The sequence below is a fragment of the Streptomyces sp. CCM_MD2014 genome, assembly GCF_000772045.1.
In the GTDB taxonomy this organism is placed as follows: Bacteria; Actinomycetota; Actinomycetes; order Streptomycetales; family Streptomycetaceae; genus Streptomyces; species Streptomyces salinarius.
In genome coordinates this window covers 1,390,417-1,403,962 of the sequence record NZ_CP009754.1, presented here as the reverse complement: position 1 = coordinate 1,403,962, position 13,546 = coordinate 1,390,417, and the positions used below count along the sequence as shown (strand labels likewise).

11 protein-coding genes are annotated in these 13,546 nt (G+C 73.3%); 4 read left to right on the top strand and 7 right to left on the bottom strand.

Going from position 1 to position 13,546, the window contains the following annotated elements; genetic code table 11:
- Positions 1-15: 15 nt before the first annotated feature.
- The gene (locus NI25_RS06065) at positions 16-1,821 is read right to left on the bottom strand and encodes a 3-hydroxyacyl-CoA dehydrogenase family protein (RefSeq protein ID WP_061441469.1); all 1,806 of its coding nucleotides are present in this window, start codon (positions 1,819-1,821) and stop codon (positions 16-18) included.
- Positions 1,822-2,204: 383 nt separating this feature from the next.
- Here NI25_RS06065 and NI25_RS06060 point away from each other — a divergent pair, with 383 nt between their 5' ends.
- Entirely contained in the window at positions 2,205-2,798 is a 594-nt protein-coding gene (locus tag NI25_RS06060; RefSeq protein WP_061441468.1) for an adenylosuccinate lyase, read from the top strand.
- Between the two features lie 208 nt (positions 2,799-3,006).
- Here the strand turns inward: NI25_RS06060 and NI25_RS06055 are convergent, their stop codons facing one another.
- The 5 genes from NI25_RS06055 to NI25_RS06035 form a co-directional block, all read right to left on the bottom strand.
- On the bottom strand, positions 3,007-3,546 hold the full coding sequence (locus tag NI25_RS06055; protein ID WP_061441467.1) for a GNAT family N-acetyltransferase: 540 nt from the start codon (positions 3,544-3,546) through the stop codon (positions 3,007-3,009).
- Positions 3,543-3,941 carry a RidA family protein gene (locus tag NI25_RS06050; RefSeq protein ID WP_061441466.1) on the bottom strand — a complete coding sequence of 133 codons (399 nt, stop codon included), beginning with the start codon at positions 3,939-3,941 and terminating at the stop codon, positions 3,543-3,545. The genes NI25_RS06055 and NI25_RS06050 overlap by 4 nt, the downstream gene beginning before the upstream one ends.
- 42 nt (positions 3,942-3,983) lie before the next feature.
- Positions 3,984-5,567 carry an alpha/beta hydrolase gene (locus NI25_RS06045; protein ID WP_061441465.1) on the bottom strand — a complete coding sequence of 528 codons (1,584 nt, stop codon included), beginning with the start codon at positions 5,565-5,567 and terminating at the stop codon, positions 3,984-3,986.
- A gap of 186 nt (positions 5,568-5,753) precedes the next feature.
- The gene (locus NI25_RS06040; protein ID WP_061441464.1) at positions 5,754-6,053 is read right to left on the bottom strand and encodes a putative quinol monooxygenase; all 300 of its coding nucleotides are present in this window, start codon (positions 6,051-6,053) and stop codon (positions 5,754-5,756) included.
- 61 nt (positions 6,054-6,114) lie between these two features.
- Positions 6,115-7,161: an Rv2578c family radical SAM protein gene (locus tag NI25_RS06035; RefSeq protein ID WP_061441463.1), complete on the bottom strand. Its 1,047-nt coding sequence runs from the start codon at positions 7,159-7,161 to the stop codon at positions 6,115-6,117.
- Between the two features lie 160 nt (positions 7,162-7,321).
- On the opposite strand from NI25_RS06035, the gene NI25_RS06030 reads away from it, so the two are divergent.
- The 3 genes from NI25_RS06030 (at position 7,322) to NI25_RS06020 (ending at position 13,083) form a co-directional block, all read left to right on the top strand.
- On the top strand, positions 7,322-7,765 hold the full coding sequence (locus tag NI25_RS06030; RefSeq protein WP_061441462.1) for an SRPBCC family protein: 444 nt from the start codon (positions 7,322-7,324) through the stop codon (positions 7,763-7,765).
- Positions 7,766-7,915: 150 nt separating this feature from the next.
- Positions 7,916-10,390: an MFS transporter gene (locus NI25_RS06025; protein WP_061441461.1), complete on the top strand. Its 2,475-nt coding sequence runs from the start codon at positions 7,916-7,918 to the stop codon at positions 10,388-10,390.
- Positions 10,391-10,536: 146 nt separating this feature from the next.
- Positions 10,537-13,083 carry a SpoIIE family protein phosphatase gene (locus tag NI25_RS06020; protein ID WP_061441460.1) on the top strand — a complete coding sequence of 849 codons (2,547 nt, stop codon included), beginning with the start codon at positions 10,537-10,539 and terminating at the stop codon, positions 13,081-13,083.
- Here the strand turns inward: NI25_RS06020 and NI25_RS06015 are convergent.
- Positions 13,080-13,337, bottom strand: a complete 258-nt coding sequence (locus NI25_RS06015) for a hypothetical protein (RefSeq protein ID WP_061441459.1) — start codon at positions 13,335-13,337, stop codon at positions 13,080-13,082. The genes NI25_RS06020 and NI25_RS06015 overlap by 4 nt on opposite strands.
- Between the last annotated feature and the right edge of the window lie 209 nt (positions 13,338-13,546).

The window sequence follows — 13,546 nt, the reverse complement described above, 5'->3', positions numbered from 1 at the left end:
CAGTCGCCCGGCCGCTCAGCGGCGGGCATGCTCGCGGAAGCCGCGGCCCGTCTTGCGGCCGAGGCAGCCCGCGGCCACCAGATGTTCCAGAAGCGGAGCGGGAGCCAGCCCCGGGTCGCGGAACTCCCGGTGCAGGACCTTCTCGATGGCCAGCGACACGTCGAGTCCGACCACGTCGAGCAGTTCGAAGGGGCCCATCGGGTAGCCGCCGCCCAGCTTCATCGCCGCGTCGATGTCGTCGAGGGTCGCGTAGTGCTCCTGCACCATCTTGACCGCGTTGTTGAGGTACGGGAACAGCAGCGCGTTCACGATGAAACCGGCCCGGTCGCCGCAGTCCACGGCGTGCTTGCGCACCTTGGCGCAGACCTCGCGGACGGTGGCGTGCACGTCGTCGGCGGTCAGCACCGTGCGGACCACCTCGACCAGCTTCATCGCCGGGGCCGGGTTGAAGAAGTGCATGCCGATCACGTCCTGCGGACGCGAGGTGGCCCGGGCGCAGGCGACGACCGGCAGCGAGGACGTGGTCGTGGCCAGCACCGCGCCGGGCTTGCAGACCTTGTCCAGCGTGGCGAAGAGCTGCCGCTTGACCTCCAGGTCCTCGGCGACGGCCTCCACGGCCAGGTCGACCTCGGCGAAGTCGTCGTACGTGCCCGTCGGCGTGATCAGCTCCAGCGTCCGCGCGGCCGCCTCGGCGCTCATGCGGCCCTTGTCGACCGACCGGGACAGGGACTTCCCGATCCGGGCCTTGGCCGTCTGCGCCTTCTCCGCGCTGCGGGCGGCCAGCACCACCTCGTAGCCGGCCTTGGCGAACACCTCCGCGATGCCGGACGCCATGGTCCCCGAACCGGCCACGCCCACCGCGCGCACCGGCCGCCCGGCGACCGCGGCGCCGCCCTCCGCCGGGGTGAGCGTGTCCGGCACCACGACCGCGCTGCCGGGCGCCTCGTAGGTGTAGAAGCCGCGTCCCGCCTTGCGCCCCGTCAGGCCCGCCTCGCTGAGCTGCCTGAGGATCGGCGCGGGGGCGTGCAGACGGTCGTGCGATGCCGCGTACATGGCCTCCAGGACCGTGCGGGCGGTGTCCACGCCCACCAGGTCCAGCAGGGCCAGCGGTCCCATCGGCAGACCGCAGCCGAGCCGCATCGCGGCGTCGATGTCCTCGCGGGAGGCGTAGTTCGCCTCGTACATCGCGGCGGCCTGGTTGAGGTAGCCGAACAGCAGGCCGTCCGCGACGAACCCGGGCCGGTCCCCGACCGCGACCGGCTCCTTGCCGAGGTCCAGGGCGAGGTCGGTGACGGCCGTGACGGCGGCGGGCGCGGTCAGCACCGAGGAGACGACCTCGACCAGCTTCATGGCCGGAGCCGGGTTGAAGAAGTGGAGGCCGAGCACCCGCTCCGGGCGGGCCGAGTCCGCGGCGAGCCGGGTGACCGACAGCGCGTTGGTGCCGGTCGCCAGGATCGTCTCCGGGCGCACGATCCCGTCCAGCTCCCGCAAGACCCGCTGCTTGATCTCGTACGACTCCGGGACCACCTCGATCACCAGGTCGGCGCCGGCGGCCGCCCGCAGGTCGGCGGAGGTACGGACGCGGCCCAGGGCGGCGGCTCGCTCCGGCCCGGTCAGGCGCCCGCGCTCGACGGCACGGGCGGTGGAGGACTCCAGCGCGGCGACGGCCTTGACGGCCTGCGCCTCGCTGACGTCGATGCCGACGACGTCGCGGCCGCCCACGGCCAGGACCTCGGCGATGCCGGTGCCCATGGTGCCGAGGCCGACCACGGCGACGGTCCGGAGCGGGGACAGAGGGGTGTCGGACAGGGGAGTGGCCATCGCGGGACTCCAGGAATGAGGGGTGACGACGGGAGCACGCCCGGGTGCGCCGTCGCGGCGCACCGGGTGCGTGGGAAGGAAGGAAAGGAGTGCGGGTGTTGCCGGGCTCGAACGGCGCACACGCCCGGTGCCGTCGCGGAGGGCGTGCACACGCCCGCCCGGCGGCCTGTGACCGGCCCTGTCCCGAGGCCGAGTCCTGATGCGGTACCCGAGGTACCGGACCGACTGCTCTCCCGGTGGTTGCGTCACCAGACCACCGTGAGGAGTTGCTGCGGGTGGATGACCCGCTCGTCTGAGGTTAACCCGCGGGTAACGAGCGCGCCAGCCCTCGGTGTTCGTGATGTACGTCCCACGGGTGGGGTGACGCGCCTAACCTCGGTGTCATGGACGAAGAGTTGCGTGTGCTCACGGAGCGCTTACGGGCCGAGTCGGCGGCATCCGGCGCTCCGGGCGCCACGGCGGAGTACGACCGCCTTGTGGCGACCGGGGACCACGACGAGCTGGCCGCGGTGCTCACCGAGCCGGGGCACCCGCTGTGGGCCCGGGAACTGGCCGCCTTCCGGCTGGGCGTGGCGGGGGACCGGCGGGCCTTCGAATCGCTCGTGCTGCTGCTGAACCACCGTGATCCGCCGCGCTGCGCCTCGGCCGCCCACGCCCTGGCCCGCCTCGGCGACCCGCGCACCGCCCGTGCCGCCGCCGCGCTCGCCACCAACGAGCTGCGGGTCGCCTACGCCCTGCACCCGGTGCGGCTGCTGGTCGAACTGCGCGCCCCGGAGGCGGTGCCCGCGCTGATCACCACGCTGCGGCGGAGGCTGCGCCCGCACGACCCGTACCGGCGCGTCGCGCTGGCCTGCGTCGAGGGCCTCGGCACCCTCGGCGACGACCGCGCCGCCCCCGTCCTGAACGACGCGCTCGCCCACCCGGCACTGGCCGAGGCGGCGGTACGGGCGCTGGCGCGCATCCCGGGGCAGCGGTGAGCAGCGTCCGGCCGGTGCGGGCGGACCGCGCTGCGGAACGGCCGAGCGACGCGAGGGCCGCCTGGAGGCCGGCCACGGTTGAGGGGCCGGCGGCGCGCGGGGGTACGCGGCATGGGCCCGGCCACCGCCGAGGCGTCGGCGGGGCGTGCGGGGGGTTGGGACACGCGGCACGGCCGGCCGCGGGCGCGGTCGGCCCGGTGACGTGCCGTCAGCCGCGCAGCGGCCGCGCGTACCGCACCTCCGGCACCGCGACCCCCTCCACCACGAAGGGCTCCTCGGCGCCGTCGGGGCGGAACCCCGCCCGCTCGTAGAAGTGCCGGGCGCGGGCGTTGCCCTCGATCACCCACAGGAGCATCCGCGCGTGCCCGGCGGCCTCGCACCGGCGCACCGACTCCCGGAGCAGGGCCTGACCGATGCCCGAGCCGAACCGTCCCGCGTCGACGTAGAGCGCGTACAACTCGGCGTCCGCGGTGCGCCGCTCGCCGTCCCGGTAGGGGCCGGTGCAGGCCCAGCCGACGATCGCGCCGTCGTCGTCCTCGGCGACCAGGTTCACCACGTCCGCCGAGGCACCGGTGAACACGGACCGGCGCCGCTCGGCGTCCGTCACCGGGTCCATCGCGTCGAGGTACGGCTGCGGAACCAGTCCCCGGTAGGCGGTGCGCCAGCCCCGGACGCGAATCCGGGACACGTGGTCGCAGTCCGCGAGGGCCATCTCCCGCACCCGCACCGGCGCCGGCGGCGGACTCACGGCGCCACGACCGCGAACGCCTCGATCTCCATGAGGAACTCCGGCCGCACCAGCGCGCCCACCTGCACCGCCGAGGCGGCCGGCAGCCGGTCGTCCGGTATGTGCTCGGCGCGGGCCGCCCGGATCGCCGCCATGTGCGCCATGTCCGTGACGAAGAAGGTCAGCTTCACCACGTCGTCGAAGGACGCTCCGGCCGAGGCCAGGCACCGGCGCAGATTCTCGAACACCTGGCGGGCCTGGGCCGCCGGGTCGCCCTCGCCGACCACCTTGCCGTCCTCGTCCAGGGAGAGCTGCCCCGAGACGGCCACGAACCGTCCGGTGCCGAGGACGACATGGGTGTACTGCGCGGCGGGCGCGACGCCCTCGGGGCCGGAGATCCTGGTCAGTTCACTCATGCGTCCATCGTGGACCACGGCACTGACAACGCCGCCCCGGGGTCAGCCGCGGAAGCCGAGCAGCCCGTGCAGGGTCGAACCGCGCGAGGACGTCGAAGCCGCCTTGGACTCCAGCGGCTTCGGCTCCGGCAGCGCCGGGCACACCGCATCCGCCACACCGCCGCCGTCGCCGTGCGGCACGGTGCCGTCGGTCAGGTAGGCGGCCAGGTGCTCGTCCAGGCAGTCGTTCCCGCTCAGCGTGATGCCGTGGTTCCCGCCGCCCTCCTCGACGACGAGACCGGAGCCGCGCAGCAGACGGTGCGCGGTGACGCCGCCCTCGTACGGCGTGGCCGCGTCGCCCGTCGCCTGGAACAGCAGTACCGGGGGCAGTTCGTCGTTGGCCACGTCCACCGGCTCCCGGGACTCCGTGGGCCAGAACGCGCACGGTGCGTTGTACCAGGCGTTGTTCCACACCATGAAGGGCGCCTTCTCGTACAGGCCCCAGCTGTCGTCGCGCCACTCGTCCCAGTCGCGCGGCCAGCCGGCGTCGCGGCACTCGACGGCGGTGTAGACGCTGTACCCGTTGTCCCCGGAGGCGTCCAGGGCACCGAAGTTCTCGTACGCCTCGACGAGCGGGCCGGTGTCCCCGTCGTCGGCGTACGCGGCGAACGCCTCGGCCAGGTAGGGCCAGTAGCCGTTGTAGTAGCCGCCCGGCATGTAGGTGTCCTCCAGTTCGGAGGCGCCGACCTTCCCGCCCGCCGGGTTCTTCGCCAGCGCCGCTCGCATGGCGTACCACGCGGTCTCGACCCGTTCGGGGTCGGTGCCCAGTCCGTACGCCGCGTCGTGCTCGGCGATCCAGGCCAGGAACGCCCGATGGCGGTCGTTGAAGGCGAGGTCCTGGTTGAGGTTGGCGTCGTACCAGACGTCGTCCGGACCGACGACCGAGTCCAGGACCAGCCGCCGTACCCGGTCCGGGTAGAGCTTGGCGTAGACGGCGCCCAGGTAGGTGCCGTACGAGTAGCCGAAGTAGCTGAGCTTCCCGGAGCCGAGCGCCGCGCGGATCGCGTCCAGGTCCCGCGCGGCGCTGACCGTGTCGATGTGGGGCAGCACGTCCGCGTACTTGTCGCCGCAGGCGTCGGCGAAGGACTTCGCGCGCGTGAGGTTGGCCTGCTCGACGCCCGGCGTGTCCGGCAGCGAGTCGGGGCGCACCGGGTCGAAGTGCCCCGGCAGGCAGTCCAGTGCCGGGCTGCTCCTGCCGACCCCGCGCGGGTCGAAGCCGATGACGTCGTACTGGGCGGCCACCTTCGCGGGCAGCGACGAGGCCACGAACCCGGCGAGCGTCAGCCCGCTGCCGCCGGGGCCGCCGGGGTTCACCAGCAGGGGCCCCTGGTACCTCTCGGCGGTGTGCGGCACGCGGGACAACGCCAGCGTGATCTGCCTGCCGTGCGGACGCGCGTGGTCGAGCGGCACCTTCAGGGAAGCGCACTGGAGTGCCGGGTAGTCCTCCGTGGCGCACTTCTTCCAGTGCAGTCCCGCGGCGGGCACGGCTTGCGCGGGTCGCGGGGCGCTCGCCCCGGCGGGGACGGCCGTGACGGTCCCGGCGGCGATGACGGCGGCGCCGCACAGCACGGCTGCGCGTTGTCTCATGGCGTTCTCCCAGGACTCCCAGAGCTCCCGGAACGGGAGGGCTGCGGTCCGCGCGGGTCGCGGTCCTCGCCGGATCGTCCCGGGAAGCGCCTTCGGAAGAACGCGGGCTGTCCATAGTTGACCCAATTGGGCCGGAAGATGCCCCCAATGCTTCGAGTCGGGCCCCTCGGCCGGCTGACGGAACCGTCAGAGCCCGAGCCCGCCCTCGACCGTCATCTCCTGCTTGGTGAACTCACCCGTGAGCATCGGCATGGCTCGGCTGATGGCAGCCTTCGCCTCGGGCAGTTCCAGCGAAGCGTCGTGGTGTTCCCGGGTGCGCCACACCTCGGTCACCCAGATCGTCGTCTCGTCGTCGTCGGACCGGCCGACGAGATAGAGGTCGCAGCCGGCTGCCCGGAGGCCGTCGGCGCCGCTCAGGAGCAGGGAGACGACCTCGTCGCGGAAGCCGGGTCTGGTCTTCATGGAGGCGATGCAGCCGTAGGGCATGCGGGATCCTTTCCGCCGGGCGAGGCCGGCCGTTTCGGACGGAGCCGGTACCCGGAGACTCTCAGATGAGCGAAAGCTGAACCGGCCCGGTGGGCGTGGCCCCGGCGGGGCGGGAATGCTCCGGCTCGGCGATCCGGCGCGGCATTCCCGCGCGCGTGGGGCCGATGCCGTATTCGCGGGCCAGGTCGTGCACCTGGCGGGTGATCCGGCGCTGGTACCACTTCGGCGCGTAGGCGCCGTCCGCGTACAGCCGCTCGTAGCGGCGGACCAGGTGCGGGTGGTGCCGGCCGAGCCAGGCCGTGAACCACTCCCGGGCGCCCGGGCGCAGATGCAGCACCAGGGGCGTCACCGAGGTGGCGCCCGCGGCGGCGATGGCGCGCACGGTGGCCCTCAGCTGGGCCGGCTGGTCGCCGAGGAAGGGGATGACCGGGGCCATCAGCACCCCGCAGCCGATGCCGCGCTCGCCGAGGGCCCGGACGACCTCCAGGCGGCGCTCCGGGGCCGGGGTGCCCGGCTCCACGGTGCGCCACAGGTCGGCGTCGGTGAAGCCGACCGAGACCGAGATGCCCACGTCCGTGACCCGGGCCGCCCGCGTCAGCAGGTCCAGGTCGCGCAGGATCAGCGTGCCCTTGGTCAGGATCGAGAAGGGGTTCGCCCGCTCGGTGAGGGCCTCGATGATGCCCGGCATCAGCCGGTAGCGGCCCTCCGCGCGCTGGTAGCAGTCCACGTTGGTGCCCATCGCGACGTGCTCGCCCTGCCAGCGCCGCGAGGACAGCTGGCGGCGCAGCAGCTCGGGCGCGTTCACCTTGACGACGATCTGGGAGTCGAAACCGAGCCCCGTGTCGAGGTCCAGGTAGCTGTGCGTCTTGCGCGCGAAACAGTAGACACACGCGTGCGTACAGCCCCGGTACGGGTTCACCGTCCACTCGAACGGCATGCGTGACGCTCCCGGCACCCGGTTCAGGATCGAGCGGGCCCGCACCTCGTGGAAGGTGACGCCCGCGAACTCGGGCGTGTCGAACGTACGGGTGACGACGGCGTCGGCGCCGAACAGCGCGGTGTCCGCGGCCCGGGCGTGGTCGGAGTCCGTGAGGTTCTCCCAGCGCATTGCGGCCTCCTCGGTAGCACTGGCCGACACAATAGAACACTTGTTCCCTTGATCGTGCGGGTGAGTCGCGCGGGCCCGCTTCACGCCCCCCGATTTGGTGGCCGCGCGGCGGGGTGGTTGGCTTGCCCCGAACCCGAGAACCAGGCCCTGGAGGAACCCGATGGCGCAGGTCGAGGCGACGACGGAGCGGATCGTCGCAGCGGACGCGGAGACGGTGTTCGACACCCTCGCCGACTACAGCGGCACCCGCGAGAAGCTGCTCCCCGAGCACTTCAGTGAGTACGAGGTCCGCGAGGGCGGCGACGGCGAGGGCACCCTCGTGCACTGGAAGCTGCAGGCCACCAGCAAGCGCATCCGTGACTGCCTGCTGGAGGTCACCGAGCCCACCGACGGCGAGCTGGTCGAGAAGGACCGCAACTCGTCCATGGTCACCACCTGGCGGGTCACCCCGGCGGGCGAGGGCAGGTCCCGGGTCGTCGTGGTCACCACCTGGCAGGGTGCCGGCGGTGTCGGCGGCTTCTTCGAGAAGACCTTCGCTCCCAAGGGCCTCGGCCGCATCTACGACGCCATGCTCGCCAAGCTCGCCGCCGAGGTCGAGAAGTAGCCAAAGGGCAAGCGGGAGGCGCCTGTTGGGTGCCTCACCGGTTCGAGTGATCTCCGCGCGAATGCGCCGTACGTCCGTAACTCGTCGCACTTGTTCGCAGTTGTCGCCTCAGGTGGCAAATGTGAGCAGGTGTGACGAGGGGAGCGGTACGTGGGCGGGATCACTCTGGTGCAGGATCCGGTGGCGGAAGGGCCGGTCGTCCCGGCCCCCGTGCCACCCGGGCCCCCCGCCGCCGGAACGGGCCGGGAGCCGGAGGGGGAAGACCGGGGACCGGACGCCGGGCTGAGTCCGCGCCGGGTGCGGCTGGTCTTCGTCGGGCTGATGCTGGCCCTGCTGCTCGCCGCCCTCGAGCAGATGATCGTCGCCACGGCCCTGCCGAAGATCGTCGGCGAGCTGCACGGCCTGGACCGGATGTCCTGGGCGATCACCGCCTACCTGCTCACCTCGACCATCGGGCTGCCGATCTACGGCAAGCTCGGCGACCTCTTCGGACGCAAGGGCGTCTTCCAGTTCGCCATCCTGGTCTTCGTCGTCGGCTCCGCGCTCGCCGGACGCGCGCAGAGCATGGACCAGCTGATCGTCTTCCGCGCGGTGCAGGGCGTCGGCGCCGGCGGCCTGATGATCGGCGTACAGGCGATCATCGCGGACATCGTGCCGCCCCGCGAACGCGGCCGCTTCATGGGACTGATCGGCGCCGCCTTCGGACTCGCCTCCGTCGCGGGCCCGTTGCTCGGCGGCTACTTCACCGACCACCTCTCCTGGCGCTGGTGCTTCTACATCAACGTGCCCTTCGGTCTGATCACCATGGCCGTCGTCGCCGTCGTCCTCAAGCTGCCCAGGCCGCGGGTCAAGCCCCGCCTCGACATCCTCGGCACCCTCATGCTCGCCGCCGCCTCCACCTGCCTGGTGCTGCTCACCAGCTGGGGCGGCACCGAGTACGCGTGGGGGTCGAGAACGATCCTCGGTCTCGCCGCCGGAGCGGTCGGGTCCACCCTGCTCTTCCTGGTCGCCGAGCGCTTCGCACCCGAACCGCTGATCCCGCTGCGCCTGTTCCGGGACTCCATCTTCAACGTCACCGCGCTGGTCGGGCTCGTCATCGGCGTCGCCCTGTTCGGCGCCGCGAGCTACCTGCCGACCTTCCTCCAGATGGTGGACGGCGCCAGCGCCACCGAGTCCGGTCTGCTGATGCTGCCGATGATGGGCGGCGTCGTCGGCGCTTCGATCATCTCCGGACAGCTCATCAGCCGTACCGGTCACTACCGCGTCCACCCGATCCTCGGCAGCGCGCTGTCCGTCGTCGGCATGTGGCTGCTCTCCCGCCTCGACGCCGACACGCCCCGGCTGCACTACAGCATCTGGATGGCCGTCCTCGGCGCCGGCATCGGCATGGTGATGCCCGTCCTCGTCCTCGCCGTGCAGAACTCCGTGCGCCCCACCGACCTGGGCACCGCCACCAGCGCCAACAACTACTTCCGGCAGATCGGCGGCAGCGTCGGCGCGGCCGTCTTCGGCACGCTCTTCGCCGGCCGGCTCACCGACGCCCTCGCCGACCGGATCCCCGCCGACGCGGGGGCCGGGCTCCCCGACGCCGAGGCCATCACCCCCCAGCTCGTCCACTCCCTGCCGCCGGCGCTGCGCGACGCCTACATCGGGGCGTACGCCGACGCCATGCCGCGGATCTTCCTCTACCTGGTGCCGGTGCTCGTCCTCGGGCTCCTCATCGCCCTCTTCCTCAAGGAGAAACCCCTGGTGTCCCACAACGCCCCCGTCACCGAGCCGGAGACCGCGCGGCAGCCGCAGTACGCACAGCACGCACCGCAGGAACAGTCCGCCGCCCAGGTCCCGCCGGCCCGGTCGCCCTACGCCGGCGGCATCCCCGTCTGCGGCACGGTGCAGCACCCCGACGGCACCGTCGTGCCCCGCGCGGCGCTCACCCTCATCGACGTCGGCGGGCAGCAGATCGGCCGGGGCGCCAGCGGGGACGACGGACGGTACGCGCTGGCCACGCCCGGCTCCGGCGCGTACGTCCTGATCGCCGCGGCCGGCGGTCACCAGCCGCAGGCGGTCTCCGTGACCGTCGGCGAGCGCCCGGTGGAACTGGACGTGGTCCTCGGCGGCGCCGGACGCCTGGCAGGCAGCGTCGTGACCGCCGACGGCACCCCGGTACGCGACGCGGCCGTGACCCTCACCAACGTGCACGGCGAGGTCGTCGCCACCACCCGCAGCGGCCGCGAGGGCGGTTACGTCATCACCGAGCTGGTGGCGGGCGAATACACCCTGGCCGCCAGCGCACCCGCCTTCCGCCCGGCCGCGTTGCCGGTCAGCGTCCAGGCCGCCCGGGAGACCCGCCAGGACGTCGAACTGGCCGGCGGGGCCGTGCTGCGCGGCACCGTACGGGCCAGTGGTGGACGGGTCGTGGAGGACGCGCGTGTGACGCTGCTCGACGCGGCGGGCAACGTGGTGGACACCCTGACCACCGGGCCCGACGGCACCTTCCGGTTCGTCGACCTGTCGTCCGGCGAGTACACCGTCATCGCGGCCGGATACCCGCCCGTCGCGACCGTGCTCCAGGTGGCCGGCGGCGGCCGCACCGAGCGTGACCTGCAGCTCGGACACGAGGACTGAGACCGGCACACCGGCGCGCGGGCGCGCGCCGGTGTGTTCGCGCGCCACCAATTCCCCCGTTGCCGCACATGGTCACCGGCCGCCACCGTACGGTGGTGACGGCGACACAGATCTTGCGGAGCCGTGGGCAGAGAGGGCCTGACGCCATGGACCATGGCACCGAGCGGGACGCACCCCCCGGCCGCGCGGCCGGACCCGGCACCGTGCCGGCCGACCCCGTGACGGGCCGTGTCCCGCTGGCCGTCGTCGTGGTGGACCGCGACGGGCTGGTCTCCCACTGGAGCCGAGGCGCACGGCGGCTGTTCGGCCTGCCCAGGGAAGAGGCGATCGGCCGCCCCGCCCCCGACCTGCTGCCCGTCTCGGGCGTGCTCGGGGACGGGAGCGGGGGCGACGACCTGTCCCACGGCCCCTCCCCGGACCACGACGGTCTCGGACCCGACCTGGAGTCCTCCCTCGACGGGCGGCTGTCCTACCCGGCCGCCGGCCGTGCGCGGCTGACCGTGCCGGCGGACGCCCGCGTCGACGTGCTCTGGTGGGCGTACCCCCTGGTGGGCCCCGGCCCGGAGCGGCTGCTCGTGCTGGCCGCCGACGCGGACGGACTGCGCCGTGACTACGGCGACGGGGGCGACGGCGACGGCTACGGGGGCGACGGCGAGGGCGCGGAGGCGGTCGTCGTCGAGCGGATCGCGCCCGGATTCGCCCTGCACACCGACTTCCCCGGCGCCGACGAACTCGCCCGCCGCCTCCCCGAGATCCTGCCCAGCATGAGCGTCGGCGAGAGCGCCCGCATCGTCGCCCAGGTCCTCGAACTGGGTTACCCCATCCTCGAGTTCAGCCAGAACGACCGGGTGCCCGTCACCCCCGACTGGGGTGTGCCCCGGCGTGCCGAGCGCCGGGCGCGCCGCGAGCGGGCCGCGCGGGCACTGGCGGCGGGCGAACCGGTGCCGGACGAGCTGCGGGACGAGGCCGAGGACCTGGAGTACGCGGCGGTCCGCGAGCGCTTGGAGTTCCTCAACGAGGTCAGCGGCGCGATCGGCACCTCGCTGGACCTCTCGCGGACCATCGTCGAGGTCAGCAGGGCGGTCGTCCCGCGCTTCACCGACGTCGCCGGCACCTATCTGCGCGAGCAGGTCGTCGCCGGCGAGGGCTTCCCCGACGGCGTGCCCGACACGACGACGATGTGGCACCGGGTGGCCCTGGAGCACACCGACGAACCCGGCCGCTGGGACGACGTCGTCCCCGTCGGCGAGGCGATGCCCTTCCCGGCGCACACTCCCTTCTTCCAGTGCATGACCAGCGGAGAGCCGGTCCTGGTGCCCCGCATCACGGAGGAGATGGGGCACGCCATCGCCTCCCAGTTCGAGAAGCGGGACATCCGGCCGCTCATCACGGGCCGTTCGATGCTGCTGGTGCCGCTCAAGGCACGCCAGGTCGTGCTCGGCTTCATGATCCTGCTCCGGCACCCGGAACGCCCCGTCTTCAACGACATGGACCGCGTCACCGGTGCCGAACTCGCCGCCCGCGCGGGCCTCGTACTCGACAACGCGCGCATGTACACCCACCAGGAGAACGTCGCCGAGACGCTCCAGGACAGCATGCTGCCGCACATCCCCGCGCGCATGGCCGGCTGCGACATCGCCACCCGCTATCTGCCGGGCACGCTGCTCGGCCGGGTCGGCGGCGACTGGTTCGACTCGGTCAAGCTGCCCGGCGCCCGCACCGCCCTGGTCGTCGGCGACGTCATGGGGCACGGCCTGGGCTCGGCCGCGATGATGGGGCAACTGCGCACCGCCGTGCAGACCATGGCCGGCCTCGACCTGCCGCCCGCCCAGCTCCTGCGCAACCTCGACGACCTCGCCCAGCGGCTCGGCGACACCCACCTCGCGACCTGCCTGTACGCCGTGTACGACCCCATCGCCGGTGAACTGCACCTGGCCAACGCCGGCCACATCCCGCCCGTCCTGGTCCGCGCCGAGGACGGCGCCAGCGAGCTGATCGAGCTGCCGACGGGGGCGCCGATCGGCGTCGGCGGGGTGCCCTTCGAGTCGGTGCGCGTGCCGGTGGCTCCCGGTGACCGGCTGGTGATGTGCACCGACGGCCTGGTGGAGGTGCGCGGCGAGGACATCGGCGTCGGTCTCGCCACCCTCTGCGAGTCCGCCGCCCATCCGGCCGCGTCCATGGACGACGCCTGCGACACCATCATCCGCGCGCTGGGCATCCGCGGCGGCCGCAAGGACGACGTCGCGCTGTTGATGGCCCGGCTGACCGGCATCGAACCCGACGCCGTCGCCGAGTGGCGCCTGGGCCGCGACCCGGCCGAGGTGGGCCGTGCCCGCGCGGCGGTCCGCGAGCAACTCCACGACTGGGGGCTGCCCGGCCTGGCCGCCCCGGCGGAACTCATGGTCAGCGAACTCGTCACCAACGCCGTCCGCCACGCGCACGCCCGCCCCGTCGAACTGCGCCTGGTGCGCGCCGACACGCTGCTGTGCGAGGTGGACGACGACGACCACGACCTGCCGGCCCTGAAGAGCGCGGGCCCCGAGGACGAGACCGGGCGCGGCCTGCGCGTCGTCAGCACCCTGGCCCGCGAATGGGGCGCGAGCCGCACCAACGCGGGCAAGACGGTGTGGTTCGAACTGACCCTGCCCGCCCGGCAGGGCCGGCGCCGCGAGGCCCCGGCGCCGACGTCCTAGACGTCGTCGCGGCGCCGCGCCGCCCTGCGTTGCAGGGACTCGCGCCGGGCACGCAGCTCCCGCTGCCGGCGGCGGCTCTTCTTGCCCCGCTCGGCCCGCGCCCGGGCGCGGGGGTCCCTGAGTTTCGTGTGGTCGAGCCTGGTCAGGTACCAGATGAGGCCGCAGAACAGGCCCAGGAGGAACACCCCGAGGACGGCGGCGAGCACCGGTGGCATGTCCGCGACCTCGATGTCCCGGTACCGTCCGACACTCACGCGTTCCCCCGCCCTCTTGGCTGCCCCCGCCGCCCCGTCCCCGGCCGACCGCCGCAATCTACCCGACCCGTCCGCGGCCCGAATCCGCCCGGCGCGAACGACCGGTGAAGGAACGCGCCGGGCGCTTGTGGCCGTGCGCCGGGCGCGGTACACCGTACGGACCCGTCGCCGTCGACGGGCTCGTACGTCGTCGCACCTGGGGAGCGGGC